The organism is Nocardiopsis sp. CNZ308, from assembly GCF_004217075.1.
This window is the reverse complement of the sequence record NZ_SHKJ01000001.1, coordinates 5,690,775-5,712,702: the sequence shown is the minus strand read 5'-3', so window position 1 is coordinate 5,712,702 and position 21,928 is coordinate 5,690,775. Positions and strand designations below refer to the sequence as shown.

The window sequence follows — 21,928 nt, the reverse complement described above, 5'->3', positions numbered from 1 at the left end:
CAGCTCTCCGGCCCCGCCCGCGAAGGGCACCGCCCGTTGAGACCAGCGTCCCGGCCCCGCTTCTCAGGCCACCGGACCACCCCACGACGGAGGAACCCATGCTCGAACTCGAAATCCTCGGATCCAACGCCACGGCGCCCACCGCGGAGGGCCCCGCCTCCTGCTACCTGCTGCACACCGACGACGGCGTCCTGTTGGTCGACGCCGGGCCGGGGTCCCTGCTGGCCTACTGCGCGCGCTACGGGCTCGACCGGCTGCGCGGGATCGTGGTGACGCACCTGCACGCCGACCACAGCCTGGACCTCATGGCCTGGGCCTACCGGTGGACCTTTCCCGAGGTCCTGCCGCGCGTCCCCCTGTACTACCCGGCGGGGGAGGCCGAGCGCCTGGCCGCCTTCGACGCGGTCTTCGGCATCCCGACGCTGCCCACGATGAACAGCCCCATCGCCCAGTCCTTCGAGCCCAGGGAGATGGCCATGGACGGGACGACCCGCTACGAGGTGGCGGGAACCTCCTTCCGCTCCTTCCGCGCCCACCACAGCGTTCCCTCGGCGGCCCTGCGGTTCGAGGGCCCCGACGGCGGGGTGGTCTCCTTCTCCTCCGACACGGGCTACTGCGAGGCCGTCGTGCGCGCGGCCGAGGGGGCCGACCTGTTCGTGTGCGAGGCGACCTACCTGGAGGCCGACGACCAGGCCCTGACCGGCCACGGCCACCTCACCGCCGCGATGGCCGGGGACCTGGCCGCCGAGGCCGGTGTCGGCCACCTGGTCCTCACCCACTTCGCCGACCCCGGCATGTGGGAGGAGGGCCGACGGCACGCGGCACGCGGGTTCTCCGGCCCGGTGAGCGTGGCCAGTCCCGGCAGCCGCTTCTGAGAGGGCGCGATACGGGTGGCGCCGCCGTACCGTATGCCGCGCTCCCGGTACTCATCCCGCCCGCCACGGGGTCAGCCGACCGCATCCGGGGCCGTGTTGGCTCCGTTCGCATGCCGAGGAATCGAGACGGTCCCGCCTATACGCCACCAGGGATGGCAACAGTGCTGCACGGGTATGCGGCCCAGACGAAGATGTGGCGGGCCTCTAGCTCGATGGGCAGACCACCGGACTTCTAATCCGATGGTCGCAGGTTCGAATCCTGCCGGGTGCGCCACAAAACCCCAGGTCAGACGGGGTGTGCGAGTCGAACAGGCGAGGCGCGCGGCCCGGATCGGGGCCTGACATCCTCCATGTGTGCTCCGCAGTGCAGGGTCCAGTACATCGTGGGCCCCACCTCGCGGAGCACTTTGCCGTTCCGTGATCCTGACGGGCCCCGCGTCCGCCTACCGACCCGGCCGGACGGGCGGACATGGCCACATGCGGCCCAACGCCACCCAGGGGGCTACCGGGCGTACAGCCATCCGCACGCCCCGACACAGGCACCATGCCGCACAACAAAGTCGCGGTCGCTTCCGCCTTAGCTACATCCGGGAACATCAATTGGTATGTGTCCTGCGTGAAGTGGTGGTTTCGTACCCGAGTTCGGTGGACACCACCTTCACATCCGTCCCGACCGCAGAGGGCGTGACCTTGACAAGCTGGGGAAGACTCAGTTACACGCTGCCAGGATGATCCGCAGACTCCCCCAACAAGGCATCATGCATCACTAAGATGGCTTGCAACAGGAAAACCGAACGGAGCGCCGTGTCACAACTCATCAAGATGGAACTCCCGAACGGCCAGATCATTCCCGTGACGGTCGAGGAACCAGAAGGAGCTACTGACACAGGCTTTACCAACGAGATCCTGGAGAGGCTCGAAGGATTCCAGGAAACCGTCCAAGCTATCGCAACCAACGTGCTCTCAGCACTGGCCTCCGTACGCCCCGAGGAAGTCAGCGTCGAGTTCGGACTGGAACTCGCTGCAGGGAAGACAGGAATCGTCGCTGCACTGGTCGGGGGGAGCGGCAAAGCTGCCTTCAAGATTACTCTGAAGTGGACAGGAAGCAGTTCGGATAGCACCAACCCGTCTTCCTCTGAGGAACAGAAGTAGTTCAAGCCCAGCTTCCCACAAGATCGGGCAGTCCCCCATGCACCCATCTGACGTCATCGAATATCTTCATGAGCTCATGGAAGAGTGCCGTGTGGAGGTACATGGCCGAGAGTCGGGAGCGGGATTTTTCGTCGCTCCCGGCTGGGTGGTGACCTGTGCGCACGTCGCCGTGACCGACTCCTGTCAAGTCAACGTCATATGGCAAGGACAAGAGTACGTGGCTAGTCTGCTCGCTTCCTCAGCCATCCCACAACAGCAATCGCGTCGGCTGTCGGCGAGATTGTGGCCCTACCCGGATCTGGCCGTCCTCCAAATTACCGACGCGCCCCCCGAGCACCCCTGTGTCTGGCTCGACCGAATCTTCCCTCGTAAGCGAAGGCCCCTCACAGCAGCCGGGTTCACTGACGCTTACCCCACCGCTCAAGCTGTTGGGTCCGCCAATGAGGCACCCTCATCATTCAGAAAATACCAGGAACACCTCATCACTCTCTCGTGTGGAGGCAGAACCAGCATCTCCGATGGCGGACGGATGATCCGGCTGGCAGAAGATGTGATCCACCAAGGTATGTCCGGTGGGCCGGTGATGAATGACGACACGGGACGTATTTGCGGAGTGGTCAAGGCTTCCGACGGCATCCCTAAGCCAGGCGGAATTGCCACGCCCGTGGACGCCCTGCGCATGCTCAACCCCGAGGTCTATGTTTCCCTGATCCGTGCACACGACCGCTTCCATGCAACCGACTCCCGCTGGGGTCAACTGGTCGACCAACTCCATGAGATCTCCGGCAAGGAGGCGAAGGAACAGGGGTCATTCCGCCCCGATGAGGAGCGCAAGGTCCTCGGCCTGCTCGCCGACTTGCCAGGGGACCATGAGCATCATGAGGGAATGTTCACCGCGGTGACTGAGCCCGGCACTTCGCTTACCGAATATCCACTGCTGCACCGCCGCGATGTCTTCACCGACCTGATCGGTCTGCCTTCCCCAGAGGATGGCCCCCCTCCTGGACTCAACTACCTCGTCCGGCTATCCCGTCAGGCTGAAGCAAATGATTCCTCCCTCAACGGAATCCCTCGTCGTTTAAGCGACCAAGCCCTCCTTATCACCGGACGAATGGGAGCAAATCCACCCGGCAGGGTTGGTGTGGCAGAGGTTCAGAAAAGTTTTCGCCCCTCTGTGATCGCTAGGATCCGCCCCACCCCAGAGAATCGTGAATTCTACCGAGTCCAGGTATGGCGTTATCTGTCTCCCGGAAGCATCGTTACGGCCAATGAGGAGCTCGGGCCTTTCACCCTCTCTCAGTCCTTCGATCTCCTCAAACAGTCTTTACCCTCCCAGATTGACCTACTCGGGGGCTTTTCGGAAGAGATAATGCTTGAACTCATCCTTCCTCAGGAAGCCTTGGATGAGGACTCCTCCAACTGGCGGCTTTGGGAACACGAACTGCTGGATCAACCGCTCGGCACACAGATTTGCTTAGTCGTACGCCCCTTGGAGCGTCTTGAACTGCGCACCCTGCATAACACTTGGAGAAAGCGGTGGCAGCAGTTAGAGCAGGGGAGCCTCAGCGAAGACCTCGTCTGCGTCTGTGGGCAGGGTGAACAGAGCAAGGCTGCACTGGCTGCATCGTTGGCTCGTGCGCCGAAGATCTCTGCTCTGGTCCTGAATGGGTCCCCATGCACAGCTCCAACCACGAACGCTTACTTGGCAGCACTTACATCCGGAGTACCTGTGATGCTGTGGGAGCGGGGAAGCAGTGTCAAAAACCACGCCAACCACTGCCGTGTCCCCTGTGAGAACCCCTGCCAGGAGGGGCACTTCCTGTCGCGTGTGCGCAAGGAACTGAACGGTACGAGCAGGGACGAGGTTCCCCAGCGAGTGCTCGACCTACGCCTAGCAGCCCAGACAAATTCAGACATCCAGCACGTCGGAAAGAACATCGTCGTGATGTGGGACGACCCCGACAGGCAAATCCAGCAGTCACCCCTGGAATACCCTAAGGAAGGACCGCACGGATGAATGAGTGGCGTATCTACCGGGGCGTCAACGAACCCCACGATGGCATCTCCCTGCTACCCGATCCGCCACCGTGGCGCGCCTTTGACTGTGGTGGTGAGCCCCTTAGCTTCAACCGGGATGACACCGACGGGCGCTGGCTCCCCCACTTCGACGCCTACCAGACCAACGACCACATCATAGAGGCGGTCAACACAGCGCTGTACCTGCGACGGCCCCTACTGATCACCGGTGACCCAGGGGGTGGGAAGTCCACTCTCGCCTACGCGGTCGCCAGGGAACTACGACTCGGTCCCGTCCTCCGGTGGCCAGTCAACAGCAAAACAGCCCTAAAAGACGGCCTATACCACTATGATTCTCTGGGTCGTCTGGAGGAGGCTAGCCTGGCCCGTGATGAGGGCAGGACCGCCCGGACTGACGTTAGCCACTTCGTTCGCCTGGGCCCGCTTGGTACCGCGCTCGCCCCTTACGAACTGCCTCGAGTCCTGCTCATCGATGAGATCGACAAAAGTGACATCGACCTCCCCAACGACCTGCTCGACGTATTCGAAGAAGGCATGTTCGAGATCCCAGAGCTGTCACGCATCGCGAACCGGGCAAACGAGAAGAGTTCCCAAGTCAAGGTACGGCCTTCCGACGCTGGAGCACCTGTCACCATCACCAACGGCTTGGTACGCTGCCACAGCTTCCCCTTCGTGGTTTTGACCAGTAATGGTGAGCGCGAGTTTCCACCGGCTTTCCTAAGGCGCTGTGTACGATTGCATTTGCCCACCACACGCGACGACCAGCGGCTACGGGAGATCGTTCGAGCGCATCTCTCCACAGTGGCTGATGAGGCAGACGAAGTCATCGAGCGTTTTCTGGAACACGCGCATACCGGCGACCTGGCGACTGACCAACTCCTTAACGCCGTCTATCTACTACAACGCACCCAGGGAGAAGAAGCACCCAATCTCGATCGAATCACCGACATGGTGTTTCAGCACTTGAATACAGGCACCTCCAAATGAACAGGTCTGCTGAAGTCGACAGGGCCCGAGCCGAAAGGCTCGGCCAGGTCCGTGCCGTACTCGCCGCCATCAACCCTTCAGGCCCGGAACCGACCGCCCGTGAAGTTGCGGAACTGCTGTGGTTCGCTAAGAAGCTCAAGGGGCGGGTGACACCGAAAGTAACTGCGCACTCAACCAACAATTCGCCAGGGATGAAACAATCCCAGCCTCATCCCGTTTCTCCGCCCTCCCTTCATGAGACGCAGCAGCCCACCAAAGAACTCTATCTTCCTGAACCACAAGGGACCTCCCAACCTGAGGGATTCAAGGAACGCGCATCCTACGTCCGCGTTCAGGGTGAGACTTCCCTAATGCAAAAACGTCAGCTGATCCGTGCTCTGCGTCCCCTGAAGAGATATGTAGATTCGTCTCTAGCCACGGTGGTCGATGAGGAGGCCACCGCAGCGCGCATCGCCGACTACGGTTACTGGACACCCGCCTTCCGTCCGGGCAGAGAACGTTGGCTCAGCGTCAACCTCATACTCGATGGTTATGGGGAAAGTGCCGTGCTCTGGTGGCCGCTTGCTCGCGAGCTGCGCGCCTTCCTCGAACAGCTTGGCATCTTCCGCAAAGTAGCTCTCCATCACCTGCGTCCCAGGGAGGACGGCCGCCCGGGACTAGGGACAAGCACGTCTACCCCAATCCAGGCGTTGCGTTCCCCTGCCACCTCCGTTGACTCGACCGGACGGACAGTGACATTGGTAATCTCCGATGGAGTCTCCACAGCCTGGCACACGCCAACTCTCCAAGAAACAATCCGTTTATGGGGAGCGAACGGACCCACAGCGATTCTGCAAACATTGCCCGAGAGGCTATGGAATCGGACCGCACTAGCACCTACACCCGTACGTTTTAGTACTTCCTGCGCCGGTAGTTCCAACACCCAGCTGCGGTATGAGGAACACAGACTCCAGCCAACTGCCCGCGCGAAGGACGCCATGCCAATCCCTGTTCTGGAGATATCTCCACAGTGGTTGACTCCCTGGGCACAAGCCATCTCCAGTACTTCGTGCTTCGATGGTGTTGCCACCTTCTTCCCTAGCGAGGACCGCAAAACGGAGCACAGCAACCATACCCAGGACCCTTACGACAAGTTTGAGGAGTTCAGAGCAAACGCGACACCAAGGGTTTTCCGACTAGCTTCCTATCTAGCGAAGGTCCCGCTGAACCTATCGATCATGCGCATTGTTCAGTCCGAGATGCTGCCGCAAAGTCCTCTCTCAGACCTAGCCGAGGTCGTATTCAGCGGCCTAATCCAGCGCACACCCGGACCGCACATAGAAGACGAGACAAACCCGACCTTCGACTTCCTGCCCGGTATCCGAGAACGCCTAGTCCGAACCCTGCGTCTGGACGAAGCCGGTGAAGTCATCGATCGCGTCTCGGACTACATGCCCAATAGGAGGGCATTCAGTGGCGAGAAGTTCACCGCTGCTGTACCTTCTCCAGAAGGTATGCACTGGATCTCCAGGGAATCTTTGCCTTGGACCAAAGTTCCGACCCATAATAACGAAGATGCAGAAACTCACTCGCAGTCAAGCAACAATAATATTCAACCCGGCCCACCGGAACAAAAGCACCATTTTTCAGGCGACCAAAATAACCAATCCGCGAGATTGTCCAATTTGGGCATATACGCCAGCTCCCCTGACTGGCAACTGAGAATCGTAAGCCGGGATGAAGCGACCGTGCTTGGGGCCGCGGTCCTGGTTTCTCCTGACCACGTGGTCACCTGTGCTCATGTTCTCCGAAGGGCCATCAAGAACGCGGGCCCCGGAAGCCAAGTGCTTGTAGACGCTCCACGGGGTGGCAATGGATGGACAGCCATTGCCACGGTCGTCGAAGACGGCTGGTGGTGGGAGGATGAAAGCCCATGGGACGTGGCTGTGCTCCGGCTCGACCGCCCGGCCTCAATCGCTCCCGCTGTCATCGCCTCTCCCCACCGAGCGGGGGAGCATGTGCGGCTTGTCGGCTTCCCCCAAGACCGAGGAGACCGCTGGATCACCGGCCATCTGATTGGTGACGGCGGCCGCCCTGGGTTCATTCAAATCAACACCGACTCCGGTTTCTTCTTCGGTCCCGGGTTCAGCGGCAGTGGAGTCCGCCCGGCGAATGGCAACGGCTTGTTGGGCATCGTCACCGAGGCAGTGGTCGGCGGCCATATTGGCTGGATGATCCCCATGTCCGCCATCCCGAGGGTGTGGTTCTGGCCGCAGGATCAGTCCCCGCCCCTCGGCGAGCAGCGCGATCCTCAGGCGGTCACGGCCATCACCGAAGCTGTCGGCCACTATCGCACTCTGGCCGATCAGCGCCCCGACGCCTTCCTGCCCGACCTCGCCGCATCCTTGAACAACCAGTCCGTCGATCTGGCTGGTGTGGGGCGGGTGGAGGAGGCATTGGAGGCCATCACCGAAGCTGTCCAGATCCGCCGCATCCTGGCCGATCAACGCCCCGACGCCTTCCTGCCCGACCTCGCCGCATCCTTGAACAACCAGTCCATTCGGTTGGGGGATCTGGGGCGAGTGGAGGAGGCATTGGAGGCCATCACCGAAGCTGTCCAGATCCGCCGCATCCTGGCCGATCAACGCCCCGACGCCTTCCTGCCCGACCTCGCCGCATCCTTGAACAACCAGTCCATTCGGTTGGGGGATCTGGGGCGAGTGGAGGAGGCATTGGAGGCCATCACCGAAGCTGTCGGCCACTATCGCACTCTGGCCGATCAACGCCCCGACGCCTTCCTGCCCGACCTCGCCGCATCCCTCAAGAACCAAGCCACCCATCTGAGCACCCTAGGACGACCTGAGGAAGCCATCAAGGAGCAAAATCGGTCCCGTGCTCTGTATCAGCAGATAGGTGATCACCACAGCATAGCTAACGATATGACTGGAACCACCAGTCCCCACATAGGCGCCTCATATAATATTCAAAGCACCGCAATAATTCCAAACAGCACTCTTGATCAAAAAGAGATAGCCCTACTGAAAGAAATTGCAACTGGAGTTACCACAGAAGTTGCCGCAAGGCGCCTAAACCTGGACGCACGAACACTTCGAAGGAGAGTTCGCAATATCTGCGACAAGCTGGACGTCAACACGCCTATCGAGGCAGTAGTCTGGGCCGCCAGACAACAAATAATTTAAATAAAATAGGATAATACATGAATCCTTCCATCCAAGGGGATGAATGATCCCTATCTGCGAAATAATGGATTTGACTGAACGTGCGCGTTCTGTCGGTACGACACGCCGGTTACACCTACTTACCCATCAAACCTTTGATCCGATCGGTTACTGGTCCCGGACGCGAGAAAACCCCAGGCCAATCGGGGTGAACCCGTGCACTGGCCTGGGGTCGGTGGTGCCGTGTTGCTCCTGGTGTGCTCGCCGGTTCGGCTACCCGGCCCTCACCGGAGCCGGGCCTCGCAGCAGCGCGGCGGTGGCCTCGGCCGCCGCCTTCGCTACATCCGGGAACACCGACTGGTAAGTGTCCTGGGTGAAGTGCGTGGTCGCGTGCCCCAACTCGCTGGACACGACTTTCACGTCCGTCCCGGCCGCCAACGCCAGCGAGGCGGCCCCGTGGCGCAGCCCGTGCAACGTGATCGGCGGCAACCCCGCTGCCCTGGCGACGCGCAGGAACCAGTCACTGACCTGCCCCGGATGCCACCCCGAACCGTTCTCCTTAGTGAAGGCCAGGCCAGTGTCCGTCCACGCCGCTCCGGCCTTGAGGCGCGCTTCGTTCTGGAACCGCTTCCAGGCCCGCAGCACCTTGATGGTGTCGGTGTCCAGAGTGATGGTGCGCTGGCCCGCCGCGCTCTTCGGGGTGGAGGTGATCGTCTCCCACGCCAACTGGACCACCTGGACGCGGATGTCGATCTGCCCGTCCGTCAGCCGTATGTTAGCCCAGGGCAAGCCGACTGCTTCTCCTCGGCGTAGGCCTTTGACCGCGATCAGGTGGAACATCGGATACAGCCACGGATACCTCCTCGCGTGCACCAGGAAGGCGCGGGTCTGCTCCGGGGTCCACACCATGACCTCCCCCGGCACGGTCCCGTCTTTGGCCCAGTGGCGCACCCGGTCGGGTGTCCACACCAGCGGACGCTTCCTGGGACAGGAGGGCAGGCGTACGTGCGAGGCGATGTTCACCGACACCGGCAGGTCCGGACGCCTGACGGCTTCGGACAACGCACTGCGCAAGGTGGCGCGGATGCGGTGCTTGGTGGACAGCGAGATCACCCGGCGCCCCCTGACCGAGGCCCGCACCTTCACATCGTCGGACTCACGGCACTCCAGGATGTGAGCGTTGGTCTCCTCGATAGCCGCGAACATGGTCTCGACGTGGCGGGCTTGGAGCTTGTCCAGCCTGAGTTGGCCCAGGTGCGGGACGAGGTAGGTGCGAATGTGCCCGGCGTAGGAGGCCCGGGTTCCCGCGGCCAGATCGGGCTTGCCCGCCAACCACTCCCCCAACCACGCGGCGAGGGTGGGTGGTTCGGTGCGCACGTCCACCGCCATCGCCACCCGCTTGCGCACCTCCTCCAGGTCCGGCAACGGGCGGCGCTGCTTCAACGCCGCCTGGACCAGGTCAGCGATCTGTATCTCGACCGTGGGGTCCTTCTCCGCCAAGGCGATGAGCGCCTTAACGTGTTCCAGTCCTTTCCGGGCCTGCTCCTGAGAGGTCAATCCGACGCGGCGGGCTTGGCGGCGCCCACCCTGACTGGTCGGGGGAAGTTCGTACTGGAACGCCCACGCCCCATGGGCCGGGTTCCAGCCCCCGGTCCGGCGTTTGAGCTGCGGACACCTGACCCCCAACGCCCTACCGGTGCTCTCGTCGCGGCATCCGCACCGCTTGAACGTGGACCCCTCACGCGCGGCCATACACGGCCTCACCTTCGTCTCGCTCACCACGCACACCACACCCGCCAACCACCGACAGCAAACCGACCTCGGCCGCCATGACCGGAGTACTCACGCCCACACGACCCACTTCGCTACCACCTCTGAGCTGTGCGGATACGGCGTACGGCCCCGCGTGTGGCGGGGCACCACGCATCCACGCTCGACCTCGTAGAGGTGGTCAAGCGGATTCAGCAGGAACGTCGTCCGATGGGCACACGCCCCCGCCCGCCCATCCGATACGCCCGGCAGCGCCCCGTTCCGGCCACCGCCCTGATCAGGGCCGTTCCAGGGGTCAACGACGCGGGGCCCACCGAGCCCGCCACACGACCCGTCCGCGCCGACCGCCCCGCCCCAGGACGCCTGGGACCCTGCCCCGCGGTGGGGCCGACGTGGGGGCGCTGACAGCCCCACACCGCCCGCCCGCGTCCCGGGGCCACCCCATGGGCCTGGAACCCGCCGCGAACCACCCCGTTCCCGAGCGACGCTTCTCCTCGCCATCGCGCCTCCGCCTCTCTCCTCGTTGCCGTGGGCCTTTTCGCCCTGATGAACCCCTATGAAGACGCACCCGATGAAGATGCGACACCCAACCTCAGAACCTCACGCGGCTGGGCCTCCGCCACCGCGTACCGCTGGCAGACGAGGCCGCGCGAAACACGACGTGAGACAACAAAAAAGCACGTGGCAGGAGTCAACAGGGAACGATGCGATGCAGCGCCCGGAGCTGGTCGATTTTGGGCTCTACACAGGAATAAGGGATCAGCTTTATCTCTCACGATGAAGGCGAAAGACTTTCGCTGAGAAAGAGGCGAAGAAAGAAGGGATACTGCGCGAGCAGAGCGCTCGTGGAGGCGGGCGGGGCGGGCGCGCTCGCCCGTGAGCGAGGGCACCCCGCCCGCCTACGTGACGAGAACTACCCACTTGGGTATAAGTCTGGACGGCCGTTGGCCCACCCACAGTGGCGTTGACCTGCGCAGCAGCACGAGTAGGGGTGGGCCAGTTAAGAGTGGCCCACCCGTTGGCCCAGTCGGTGGCCCATGCGCTGGCCAGGGGTTCACTTCGGGTTCAGTGGAGGTTCGCACCCCACCTTCACGCTTCCAAGGAAGTCGGAGGAAAAGCGCGCATGCACTTCTCGCAGGAGCAGCAACCCGCACTTTACAACTCGGCAGGCGAGAGCACTCCGCCCACCTCGACTACACCAGATCAACTCTCCATGGAAAGAGAACGCGAATGTCACCCGAGAGGAGAAGATCCTTTTTCCATGGCTTCTCAACCAGGAGAAGTCCGCGCGTGGCAGGTGAGCGGACTTGCACGCCCCTGGTCTGGCTCTAGAGGAAGAGAGGGTAGACGAGGCGATCAGGGAAGGGACACAGCGGAGGGGTGGGGGCAGGCACAGGTGGGCGAGGGCCACGGTAGACGTAGGCGGGCGGTTCCGCCCCCGCTTGTCGGGGCGGGGCCGCCCGCCTACGTGAAGGGGACTACCCACTGGGTATAAGTCTGGCTTCCCAACGGCCCACCCGCAGCGGCTCCCACCTGCACTGATAACGCGCGCGAGGCGGGCCGATCACAGCGGCCCACCCACGGGCGGAGGCACAGGCGGAGTCACAGGCCCCCGGAAAGGCCCCGTCACCGGCGGAGTCACAGGCCCTCCAACGGCCCCCGCCCGGCATGACGCGGGGATGGAACACTCTCTCCCGCACTAACGGACAGGCTGCGCGAGTGAGGCCACCTTGACCACACTCTCCACGAGAAGAGGGCGCCCTGCGCTTCCAGGACGCCCCACCACAGCCTCTTGCCAGCCGCGAAACTAAGCCCTCATATCCAGCCAGATACGCACCGCAGAGGCCAGCTCGGCGAACTCTCCGCTCTCATCAGCGCCGGATGACAGCGGTCCTGCTCCAGGGCCACACGTGTTGCCCTGCGCCTGCGGGACCTTGAACACATACGGGCGAACCCCACGCACCCCGTCATCATCCACACACCACCCCCGCTCCTCAGGACGGGGTTCGCGCGGGCGGGGCACAGCGATCGTGCCACCGCCGGAACGGCTCTGGCGAGGCCGGAGAACCTCAGGGCCACCTGAGGCCCGACGAGAAGGCTCCGGAATGCCTGCCGGGCCCGCACCGACACCTTTGGGCGGCAGTGGTTTCGTCATGGTGGGGGACGCCGGGTCCGCGCCCCGGCCGAGTGGGCTGCAGAACACGAGCGCCAGCAGCGCTCCGAGCATCCAGCACAGGCGCTCCGCCCAGCCCTGGCGGCGCTTGCGGTGCCGCCCGCTATGCTTCTCCACGATCTCCTCCTGCTGTCATCAGGTGGGAATCACGCCCCGGACCGGTGTTCTCAGCACCGGCTCGGGGCACCCTTTTCTCTTGCCAGCGACCTCATGGCCGCGGTCTTTTCCCTCCGCGTGCGGTTGCGGCATGGGTGTCAATGGCCCCGGAGGCGTACGCCTCTGAAACTGCGCTTCCCAATTGAACCGCGCGAAAATACGCAGAGATCCGCCCCTGGAAAAGCGCATCGCTTCCCAGGGGTGGTTGATGTTCGCTTGGACTCGCGAAGTTTTTCAACCCGTTGCGCCAGAAAAACCACCCCGCCGTTCCATCCAAGGCCGATAGTTCGGATAAATAGGACATTCGGTCCCGGATATTCGCAGAAGCCGGAGCCCGACTCACATGCTCCTGACGGCATATGGCCGAAACGGGACAGACTCCGGCCTGCCGAGTACCTCGAGCACGTGGTCGAGGTGTTCCCGGGGGAAGAAGAGGTGCGTGTCCCTGGTGCGTGCCGGTCCGCCGTAGACGTCCGGCACGACGGGGCGTACGCAGAGCCAGGACTCCGCTCTTCCCCACTCGTTCATTGCGATGCAGATGTCCCGATCCGCTCCGAGGAGGGTGATCAGGTGTTCGGCGGGGGCGGGTCGCAGTTTGAGCCACACCCGGTCGGTGTAGAAGGCGCTCCACCGCGGGTCTCCCGGAGGCATCCCCGGCCCCGAGCCCTTCAGGGATTCGCCGAAGTTCTGGCAACTGGCCCTGGTGTTCATGCCGAGGGACCACAGGCGGAGGACGAGCGGGACGAGTTCACGGTCGATCGGGACACGCACTCCACTGGGTGCCTCGAGCAGCTGGATCTCGTGGGTCTTCAAGGGGACGCTCATGGTGGTTCCCAGCGGTGTCGTGGGCCTGCGTGAGGGAGGCTGCCCAGAGCCGGATGGCCGCTATATGGTGGCGGCCCAGCCCCGCATACGGGTCCGGCTGGATCAGCAGAGTGGGTGCGCCCCGCCGGGTTCGCTCCGCGGCCCAGTCGTAGTCCGGTGGCGCGAAGTCGTCGTCGATCCAGGCGATGGGCGCGTTCCCGAGCCAGTCGACTACCGGGGCGCGTTTCCAGAGGTAGCCGCGCGGGTGCGGGGTCGAGATGTCGGGCGTGCCCAGATCGACGTGCGGGAAGTGGGGCATGCCCACGCGTGGCGCGATCAGAAGGTTCGCCTCGTCTCCCCAGCTCGTCGCCCAGCACGGTTGGACGAGGCCTGTGGAACACAGTGCGTTGACCGTCGCACCGTGGTCCGGGTTGAGCCAGATCGGCACACCTCGGTGCCCCCTGAAGTCGACACGGTGGGGAAGGTACTCCGGTGGCACGGAACCGCCCGGGCCGGGGAACGGGTTGAGGACTCCGTCGACGTCGATCAGCAGGTACGGGGGAACGGCTGCCATGGGTTCACCCTCCAAGGCTCAGACATCGAGGAGACGGGCCGCGTCGTGGGTGTGGCGCCGCACCACGTTCGTGTAGGCGGGATCGGCGGCGGTGTCACCGATCCAGACCAGGGACTGGGCGAGGAACCACTCCAGGGCCCACACCCGGTGCCAGCCGAGCGCCCAGTCCTGTGGCGGCAGGCCTGCGCGTCGGGTGAGCACTCCGGCGCTGCCTCCCGCCTCGACGTAGGACTCCAGGAACGCCCGGGTCCGGTCGGGGTCGGGGGGCTCCACTGTCCCGTGCCAGGAGGCGAGGTCGAGCAGGCCCGGACCGTGGAAGGCTCGGGCCAGGTCGTAGAGACGGACGCGTCCGTCGCGGATGTGCAGGCTCTCGGGGTGGAACTCCGAGTGGACCCATCCGTAGGGCGCGGTCGTGGTGCCCTCGGCTCGTGCGCAGGCGGCTCGATCGATATCGCGCAGTGTCTGCATGATGTCGTCGGCGTCGGACCAGCGCCCCTGGGCGTTCAGCAGGTCCAGGGTGCGCATCGCCCTGCGCGGGAGCGAGGCCAGCCATGTGCTGTCGGCCAGTGGAAGGTGGGGCGGGGCCGCCGCGCTGTGGAGTTGGACCGCCGCCGCGACGCCGTCGCGGTTCGTGGCCTCTCGGTCGGGTTCGCCCAGGTCCTCCATCAGCATCGCCAGGGTGGTGCCCGAGCGCAGGGATGCGATGAGGTGGGGAACGCTGACGCCCGCCTGCCGGGCGCTGGTGAGTGCTTCGTGTTCGTGTGTGAAGGGTTCGGTGGCGCACTTGAAGACGACGGTGGACCCGTCCGTCAGGGTCAGGCGCTCCACGTGTGAGAGTTCCCAGCTGTGCAGTGGCTTGGCTTCGGCGAGTTTGTCGACCATGTCGGCGGCGGCGAGTACCTCGTCGCGCATCCGGTCGATGTCGGGTTGGTACACGTGTGGCTCCTCGTGTCGAGGAGGGGCTCTCCGCGAACGAACGGAGAGCCCCTGGAGGTCAGAGATGGTCAGGAGCGGTCGCTGTAGGAGCGGACCGTGGTGAGCCAGGTGTCCCGGAAGGCGTCCAACTCGTCGCGGAAGCGCTTCATGTCAGTGCCGTAGGGGGCCACGACTCCGCCCCTGCGGTCGGGGGCGGACTGGCAACCGTGCACCAGGCGCCCGCCCAGGGCGGCGTGGGCCTTGACTCCCTCGATGCGCCGGTACTCGTTGAACCAGGCGCCGTGGAAGACCTCGTCCAGGAGCTCGGTGGTGGGCTCGTCCAGGTCGTAGACGACCTGTGCGGTGTCGGCGAAGAACCAGGTGGGGCCGACGACACTGATGTGGCCGTCGTCCTCGACCTTGTTCAGGGCGGTGAAGGTGGAGACCTCCGCGAGCATCCGCAGGTGGTCCGCGGTGACCCCGTCGATGCCCAGCGAGGTCAGATGTTCCTCGCGGAAGAGGTGGCTGTAGACCTGCCAGGCGATGTGCAGGACCTCGGCCGGGTCGTGGGTGGTGCGGGAGTTGCGGGCGATGTAGTCCAGGGCGATCTGTTCGATGGCCGACTCCGAGGTCTCCTCGACGGGAAGGAGTTCGGCGGCGACCTTGTCCCAGTCGATGACGGTCCAGGTGTCGGACTCCAGGCGGAAGAAGTACGCCTCGGGGTCGATGGTGACCGTGTCGTCCTCGACCGACATTCCTGCGACGCGGTTCCAGCGGGGGTCGAAGTTGTGGCCGGGGATGCTCAGGCTCGTCGGGGCCAGCTTGACGGACATGGAGTGGTTCCTCTCTCAGGGTTCTTTGTGGAAGGGGTGTTGGACTGAGCCGCGGCCGTACCAGGGCCGCCGTCCAGAGCTGTGGGGCAGGGGGTGTCTTGTTGTCACCGGCAGGTGTTCGGCCCACCGCTTGTCGCTCTCACCGCAGCGCCGATCGCGAGATGGCGGCCCACACCGTGAGGGGTGACCCCTGGACGCCCAGGAATCCCCAACGGCGGCTGAGCCGCTCCACCAAGGCGAGGCCACGCCCGTTCTCCAGGCCGGGATCCATCGGACTCACGCGGGGAACGGAAGGGACCGCACCATGCCGGGGGCCGGCGTCCTCGACGGCGAGGCGGATCACATCACTGTCGAGGTAGGCGATCGTGACCGTGAAGTGGCCGTTCTGGCCCGATGCCGTGTGCCTCAGAGCGTTGGTCACCAGTTCGGAGAGCACCAGTTCGATGACGTCGGCTTCCTCCTGCGAGAGACCGGTGACCGTCCTCGCCCAGCGGCGGGCCTCACGGACCTGCGGCGGTGTGTGCCCGAATCTGGCGGCGTGACGGCGGTGGATTTCGCCCAATCGGGGCATCGTGGAGTACCCGGGCACCCGGTGGGGCAGCGCCGGTGTCACCTCGGCATCCGCGCAGCCGTCCTGTATGGGTGCGTTCATGGTGTTCATCCGTGTTGCGGTCGTCATCCGCGCCTCGATCTTCTGACCCGTACCGCACGAGTCCTGGGGTGCTCCCTGCCTGCACCTCCCATCGAACACTGAGAGCAACCACAGGTCACGGGGTGTACGGACATGGTTTCTATGCCACCCGCGACGCCCCTGAACTGGCGTTTTCCCGATGGGAAGCGCGTTTCCATGTCAGACCGGTGAGTGCGCGCGACGAAGTGCCGGTTGCAGGCTTAGCGGTTTCGGGCAATCTGGATACCGACGCCTGAGGAGAGCTGCATGAAGTGGACGAAAGCCCAGCTCCGGAAACTGCGCGAGCAAATGCGCGAGCAGGATCGCACGAACGATGAGATCGCCGACGAAATCCGTATCCGCTGCGGGTGCTCGCCGTTGGCCGCTTATCGCCACATGCGCGGGTGGAGCCAGGCCGAGGCGACCGAGCGGTATCGCGGTTCCGCTGGCGGGTTGCCGCTGGACCAGGCGGGACTCAGCCGCTTGGAGCTCTGGCCCGAGGTGGGCGGGCGAGCACCACAGGCGACACAGGTCATCGCTCTGGCGACGCTCTACGGCACCTCCCCACGGAGACTGCTGTCCCCCGAGGGGTTCGACAAGCTGAGCGAGCACGAGCGCAATGTCCTCAAAAGGATCGGAAACCATCTCACTCCCACTGAAACAACCCAGAAGAGCACGGAACAGGCATATTTCTCCGTCAGCGAAGAAACCAGAACGCTACCGCCAGAAAGGCAGATCGAGATGGCCGCGAAACGCGCGATGAGGTTCGGAGCGATGGCGGAGGGGACGAACGTGGGAGTGGAGACCATCCAGGAGCTCTTCGCGGAGGTATCCAGGCTGGCGAAGGCCTATCCCCGTGCTCCCCTCCACGAGGTTCTGGGAGACCTGGTCGAGGCCCAGGACGTGGCGTTCATGTTGTTGGAGGGGCGGCAGCGTCCCAACCAGACCAGGGACCTGTACCTTCTGAGCGGCCTGTTGAGCATCATGCTCGCCAAGGCCAGTCATGACCTCGGTGATCCGCACGCCGCGATGAAGCAGGCCCGGACCGCGTTCATCTGTGCCGACAACGCCGATCACGACGGGCTGCGCGTCCGGGTGCGCGCCCAGCAGAGCCTGATGGCCTACTGGGCGGGGTGGCCTACCGAAGCCGCCCGGTACGCGGAACTGGCTCGCGATCTGGCCACCGAGCGCACCGGCACGGCCGCCATCTGGCTGATGTCCCAAAGCGCCCGCACGTGGGCCTCGCTGGGCAGCGCGGAGCGCGCGCTCGACGACCTCCAGGCGGCCACGGCCCTGCGCGAAGGACTGCGCGGCGACGACTTGGACGAGCTCGGCGGTCTGATGCGCTTCGCGCACTGCCGCCAGCTCTACTACGGAGCCGAGACGCAGATCTGGATTCCTGGGCGTGAGGAACAGGCCCAGCAGGTCGCGCAGGAGGCCGTGGGTCTCTACGAGACCGCCGCCGCGGAAGGGTCGGACGACTGGGCCTACCAGGACGAGGCCGGGGCACGCGCCGACCTCAGCTATGCCCGGGTCTGCCTGGGAGAGATCGAGGGTGCCACGCAGGCCCTTGAACCGGTCCTGGGCCTGCCCGCCACAAAGCGGGTGTCCGGCGTGGTGAACAGCGTCATGCGCGTGCACGGCGCCCTACGCGGCCCGGGCTACACCGGAAGCAGGGCCGTAGCCCGGCTCCGCCAGGAGATCGAGGCCTACAGCCGCACTCCCGCCTCGGCGCTGACCTCGGGGCGCTAGCCTGCCGGACATGCACCCAGTCGAACTCTCCAGTGCCAGGCTCAGCCTTCGGGAACTGCGCCCCACCGACGTCGAGGACCTGCTCCGGGTCTACGGAGACGCGGAGGCGGTGCGGCACCTGTCCTTCACACCGCGCACCAGGCAGCAGTGCGCGGCCATCGTGGAGGCCGCGCTCACCGACGCCGAGCGGGAGGGCAGGGGCGTCTACATGCTCGCTGTCGCGCGGCAGGAGGAGCTTGTCGGCGCCGCGCGCCTGGCCGTGGACGAGCGCCCCCACAGCGCGCAGATCGGTTTCGCCCTGCGTCCGGACCTGTGGGGGCGGGGGTTCGGTAGTGAACTCGTCCAGCTCCTGCTCCGGCTCGGCTTCGACGATCTGGGGCTCAAGCGGATATGGGGCGCCCGCTCTCCGGAGAACCAGGCCTCCGAGCGCGTCATGCTCCATGCGGGGATGGTGGAGGAGGGACGGATCCGGCGGCACCTGTGGACCCGGGACGCCTGGCGCGACTCCATCGTCCACTCGATCCTGGACGACGAGTGGACACCGAACCCGGTGACGCGCAAGCCATAGGTCTCACCCAAAGCCCAGGTCACAGGCCGAGTGCCGGGAGGCGATCCCGGCACACGCTAGAGCCTCCATCACACTCAGCACGAGACACCTGAGATCGACGTACATGGTGGCAACCGAGGAGCGCGTGGGGACGTCGAACGTGAAAACCCCTGCATTGAGGATTGAGGAGATCCATGTCCCCCGTCCAGATCGTCCGTACCGTAGCCGCCGCCCTGATCGCCGGTGGCGGGACCCTCGGGCTGGTCCCTGGCGGACCGTGCGGGGCGGGCTGGTGGGCCCCATCCGGCGGCGACGGAGCCCACTACGGGTGGTTCGCCTTGGGGGAGGAGCCGCCCAACATGCTGGCCGGTGTGTGCAACACGGCCATGGCACCGGTGGGGTCGTGGGCGATCGCGTTGATCGTGGCCGGGGTGACCCTGCTGGCAGGGGTATGGATCACCACCTCCTACCGGCCGAAGGACAAACCGAGAACGTAGGCGCCCTTCCCTCCTGTGACGGAAGGTGGCTCCCTGCTCGTGGGGACCTCGTGAGGTGCCATCGGACGCAACCAGGGGCCGGTGTGTGCTCCGTTTATGCTCCGCAGTTCCGTACTGACAGGGCACGAGGCGGCACCACACGGCCCCAAACGACACAGCGGATCAGATGGGGTGGCATAAAACGGCACAGAGCGACACGTGGCGACACGAAACCAGCGAACTTCTAATCCGATGGTCGCAGGTTCGAATCCTGCCGGGTGCGCCACAAAACCCCAGGTCAGACGGGGTGCGCGAGTCGAACAGGCGAGGCGTCGGGTCTGGTTCGGGGCCTGAAATGCTCCCCGTGTGCTCCCCAGTGCAAGGTCCAGTACAGGTGGGCACCCACCTCGCGGAGCACTTTGCCATCCCGTGACCCTGCGGGGCCGGTCGGGGCTGCCCCGCGTCCGCCCGCCAGCGCCCCACAGCCGCCCCACCACACGTGATCCCGGGTCTACGCCCCTGTGGCCGCCCACCCGCCGGATACGGCCGTTTCCCCCAAAACCCTTACCCCACCAAACTCGACGAACCACAATCAGATGGGTGGGCAGAGCAGGAAAAGACCGAGCCTGCGCACTGACGTTCCCCCCACGATCAGGACCTTCCCGGCCCCGTACGACCGGACAGTGCCGAGCCGGACCAGGATCGCCCGTTGTTCTTGACCCCAGACGGCCCTGCGGCCATTTGATACTCACCCACCCTGTTGGCGTCCAACCTCGCGAGAGCTGAGCTGCCAACCAGTCACGTACCCAGTGGAAGACCCAGCCTCGGCCGGGAAGAATCGCAGCGCACAGGCCTGGTCGATGCCCATGACTACGCCGCGTACGGCGTGAAGTACGGACGTTCTACTTGGTCGGCGATGGTGAACTCCTCGAAGGTGACGTCGGTCAGGACGCGGAAGAGGCACTCCGAGGCGGACATCGGCAATCGCTGCAAAGGACTGATCTCGGTCCTCGCTACCACCGGCCAGTCCTCCGGCGACACCTCGTCGTCAGCGGCCCAGTAGAACTCAACGGCTGTCACCGACGTGGCCCAGGGGATCAGGCCCTGTCCACCCGGACGGTAGACACCGTAGGGCTCGAAGACGTTGCGCATGATCGGATGTGTCTCCAGCGTCCGCCACAACGACGCCAGCCGATCCGCCACCTGCGAGTCGGCACCACCCGGCGCACCGTACACATGCACATACCCACTGAACTCCCCCGCGCCGAAACACCAGCAGAGCTCCTTGTAGTCGGCGGGAAGCGCCGCCCCGAGGCGCGCCTCGACCACCTCCCACGCGATGCCAACCTCCCTTGGCTGCCACTCGAGGACGTCAGTGATCCGGCTGACCCACGACACGGCGCCTCCCTTTCCGATCATCACGGCACGTTGTCGATCCGGACTCTGTTCGCTCCCTGGACGTTCCCGCTCACTGGAGTCAGCTCTTTTCGTCAAGGTGCAGACCACAGCACGGTGGCGTCACAGCATCGAGCCAACGGCACGATCCCCTTCTCATCCATGGTTGCAGATTCGAATCTTGCCACGTGCGCCCCCAACACCCCGCCTACCCCAGGAGGCCATCCGGGGGTGGCAGCCACCCACACGCCCTAACGCAGGCGCCCCATCCCGCAGCAACATGGCAACTACTTCTTGTATTCATTTTATTGCTTTCAGCAACGCAGGCGGGGAGGCGTCCTGAGTGAGATGGACTATAAGAGCTCAGACCATCTGCATGTTCGACTCTCGCAACCAGACCGAGCCGAGCTCACACTTCTGCAGGCCCCTGATGCTTATACCAAGAAGCCCCTGGCAGTCAGCATCGCCACCATCAGGTACGTGGCGAAGAGTGCACCACGTACGTCATGATAGTCAGCATGGCGCTGGATCTAAGTAACTATGAACTGATATGGCCAACAGAGCTCTTCGTGGCCGAGGGCAGTCGAGTAGCACGGTCGCAAGGAGCTCGCTGGGAAGACCGAGTCGTTTGGTTGCTTACTGAGGCCCTATCAGGAAGTACTGCAGTATCAGATTTCGAGGACGCCAGGAATATATTTGGCGATCGAAATTCTGGAACATGGGAAGCATCAAAGTTCCAGAAAGAATGGATAGCAGAGCTAATTGATCGAGCAAATGAGCTATCACACTCATCACAGCCAAGGCCATATTGGCCCCAGCGACAAGCACGAACTACTGACATCAAACCTGAACCCAAGGATGCGCGCAAAGAGTTCGTTCGTGTAATTTCTGACTTTAACGCTAACGGCTACCTAACCGAAGCCTTTGGCCAAGAGTGCGTTGATGACAACCAACCCCTACCAATTCGCGCGGAGGTGATTGAAGAACGCCTCGGAATTGCATCGCTCTGGCCGCTATCTCCCAACTCATGGGACACAGATACATTCTACGGCCTCCTTGAGGTCTTTCACGACCTAGTCAGTCGGCCACGGCATCGAAGTTTTCACTCATGGGACGAGTGCGGTTGGCATTACTCAGAATTCCACTCCGCACCCGCAAGGCTTTTGTATCGATGGAAAATTAATCAAATCCTCAGGTCCGCCAGCATAGAATATGAACTCGCCTCTGAAGGAGAAGACGTCGGGAGGCTCGTCGCAACTACCGATGAACCTCGGAGTGACCTCGTTCGGCGAGCACTGACCGAATCTCCACAAGGAACAAAGGGAACCGTGGCACATGCCGTTTCATTTTTTCGCAGCAGGAGCACCTCGCCCGAGAGTAAAAGATCAGCAATTGTTGCACTGGCTGGGGTTCTCGAGGAGCGGCGCAAGTTAATTCGTGACGACATCAGCAAGGAGGACGAAGGAGCACTATTCCAGATCGCCAACAGATTCAACTTGCGACACCAGAGGGCCGATCAACTCGGAAATTATAACGAGGCATTTTTGGATTGGATTTTTTGGTGGTACCTGTCCACTGTCGACCTCACAAATCGCATAATCTCCACCCAAATACACACCCAGCAAGAAGAGGGTTCATAAAAGAACCACCCCAA

The 21,928-nt window shown here is 63.8% G+C and carries 13 protein-coding genes and 2 pseudogenes; 9 read left to right on the top strand and 6 right to left on the bottom strand.

Features of this window, described 5'->3' with window-relative positions; all coding sequences use genetic code 11:
- Window positions 1–98: 98 nt before the first annotated feature.
- The 6 genes and pseudogenes from EV372_RS24475 to EV372_RS29565 all read left to right on the top strand — a co-directional run.
- Window positions 99–875 carry an MBL fold metallo-hydrolase gene (locus EV372_RS24475; RefSeq protein WP_130397950.1) on the top strand — a complete coding sequence of 259 codons (777 nt, stop codon included), beginning with the start codon at window positions 99–101 and terminating at the stop codon, window positions 873–875.
- An 804-nt stretch (window positions 876–1,679) separates the two neighbouring features.
- Window positions 1,680–2,027 (top strand): CU044_2847 family protein, encoded by a 348-nt coding sequence (locus EV372_RS24465; protein WP_130397949.1) that lies wholly within the window; start codon window positions 1,680–1,682, stop codon window positions 2,025–2,027.
- 37 nt (window positions 2,028–2,064) lie between these two features.
- The gene (locus EV372_RS24460; protein ID WP_130397948.1) at window positions 2,065–4,044 is read left to right on the top strand and encodes a S1 family peptidase; all 1,980 of its coding nucleotides are present in this window, start codon (window positions 2,065–2,067) and stop codon (window positions 4,042–4,044) included.
- On the top strand, window positions 4,041–5,051 hold the full coding sequence (locus EV372_RS24455; protein ID WP_130397947.1) for an AAA family ATPase: 1,011 nt from the start codon (window positions 4,041–4,043) through the stop codon (window positions 5,049–5,051). Before EV372_RS24460 ends, EV372_RS24455 begins: the two co-directional genes overlap by 4 nt.
- A pseudogene (locus EV372_RS24450) lies at window positions 5,048–7,195 on the top strand (SAV_2336 N-terminal domain-related protein); the annotation flags it as partial. The gene EV372_RS24455 and the pseudogene EV372_RS24450, both read left to right, overlap by 4 nt.
- An 861-nt stretch (window positions 7,196–8,056) precedes the next feature.
- Window positions 8,057–8,230: pseudogene (locus tag EV372_RS29565) on the top strand (LuxR C-terminal-related transcriptional regulator); the annotation flags it as partial.
- A 252-nt stretch (window positions 8,231–8,482) separates the two neighbouring features.
- On the opposite strand, the gene EV372_RS24445 reads toward EV372_RS29565, so the two are convergent.
- From EV372_RS24445 to EV372_RS24420, 5 genes are all read right to left on the bottom strand, one after another.
- Entirely contained in the window at window positions 8,483–9,961 is a 1,479-nt protein-coding gene (locus tag EV372_RS24445; RefSeq protein ID WP_094804296.1) for a tyrosine-type recombinase/integrase, read from the bottom strand.
- Between the two features lie 2,686 nt (window positions 9,962–12,647).
- Entirely contained in the window at window positions 12,648–13,133 is a 486-nt protein-coding gene (locus EV372_RS24440) for a hypothetical protein (RefSeq protein WP_156095251.1), read from the bottom strand.
- 571 nt (window positions 13,134–13,704) lie between these two features.
- Window positions 13,705–14,622: a protein kinase family protein gene (locus EV372_RS24430; protein ID WP_197044309.1), complete on the bottom strand. Its 918-nt coding sequence runs from the start codon at window positions 14,620–14,622 to the stop codon at window positions 13,705–13,707.
- Between the two features lie 68 nt (window positions 14,623–14,690).
- Window positions 14,691–15,434, bottom strand: a complete 744-nt coding sequence (locus tag EV372_RS24425; protein WP_094804302.1) for a hypothetical protein — start codon at window positions 15,432–15,434, stop codon at window positions 14,691–14,693.
- A 139-nt stretch (window positions 15,435–15,573) separates the two neighbouring features.
- Window positions 15,574–16,095 carry an ATP-binding protein gene (locus tag EV372_RS24420; protein WP_232532358.1) on the bottom strand — a complete coding sequence of 174 codons (522 nt, stop codon included), beginning with the start codon at window positions 16,093–16,095 and terminating at the stop codon, window positions 15,574–15,576.
- A gap of 276 nt (window positions 16,096–16,371) precedes the next feature.
- Between EV372_RS24420 and EV372_RS24415 the strand changes: the two genes are divergently transcribed.
- From EV372_RS24415 to EV372_RS24405, 3 genes are all read left to right on the top strand, one after another.
- Window positions 16,372–17,856: a hypothetical protein gene (locus tag EV372_RS24415; RefSeq protein ID WP_486484055.1), complete on the top strand. Its 1,485-nt coding sequence runs from the start codon at window positions 16,372–16,374 to the stop codon at window positions 17,854–17,856.
- Between the two features lie 10 nt (window positions 17,857–17,866).
- A complete protein-coding gene (locus tag EV372_RS24410) occupies window positions 17,867–18,424 on the top strand; it encodes a GNAT family N-acetyltransferase (RefSeq protein WP_130397943.1) in 558 nt (185 codons plus the stop codon).
- A 173-nt stretch (window positions 18,425–18,597) separates the two neighbouring features.
- Window positions 18,598–18,900: a hypothetical protein gene (locus EV372_RS24405; protein ID WP_130397942.1), complete on the top strand. Its 303-nt coding sequence runs from the start codon at window positions 18,598–18,600 to the stop codon at window positions 18,898–18,900.
- Window positions 18,901–19,749: 849 nt separating this feature from the next.
- On the opposite strand, the gene EV372_RS24400 is transcribed toward EV372_RS24405, so the two are convergent.
- Window positions 19,750–20,277, bottom strand: a complete 528-nt coding sequence (locus tag EV372_RS24400) for an SMI1/KNR4 family protein (RefSeq protein WP_130397941.1) — start codon at window positions 20,275–20,277, stop codon at window positions 19,750–19,752.
- Between the last annotated feature and the right edge of the window lie 1,651 nt (window positions 20,278–21,928).